At 49.0% G+C, this 390-nt stretch carries 1 protein-coding gene; it reads left to right on the top strand.

Translation table 11 applies throughout. The features are described from left to right. Positions 1-182 precede the first annotated feature (182 nt). The coding region (locus PA598K_RS36645; protein ID WP_446674104.1) for a DUF3885 domain-containing protein at positions 183-390 on the top strand (208 nt) is incomplete at its 3' end.

Here is a 390-nt window from a genome sequence, read left to right on the forward strand (position 1 = left end):
GTGCTCTGGGCGGTGCCGATTACGGCGCAGGAAGCGTCCCTCATCTTGCGGGAGGGCTTGGAAGCCTTCGATGCCTATATTGAGGAAATTGACGACTCCATCATCGACCCTAGTCGACCGATGAACCTTGCATAGACCTGGTTATATCGAGTCATATCATTGGGAAAAGGTGGGCTAGGACGATGATGACGGTTCAACGCTATATTGCTGAGCATCTCCAAGACATTGTTTTCGAAAACCCCTTTTTTTACAATCATCCGTTTGGCATTCGTTTTGAGCTTGGGCCACCTGACTTTGACGTAGATGATGCAACCTATTATCAGGTCATTCGGGAGCGAGTACTAGCCTTGTTCCATGACGATATTTCGTGCGGACCAGCCTCTCTATATC

The sequence above is a fragment of the Paenibacillus sp. 598K genome, assembly GCF_003851045.1.
In the GTDB taxonomy this organism is placed as follows: Bacteria; Bacillota; Bacilli; order Paenibacillales; family Paenibacillaceae; genus Paenibacillus_D.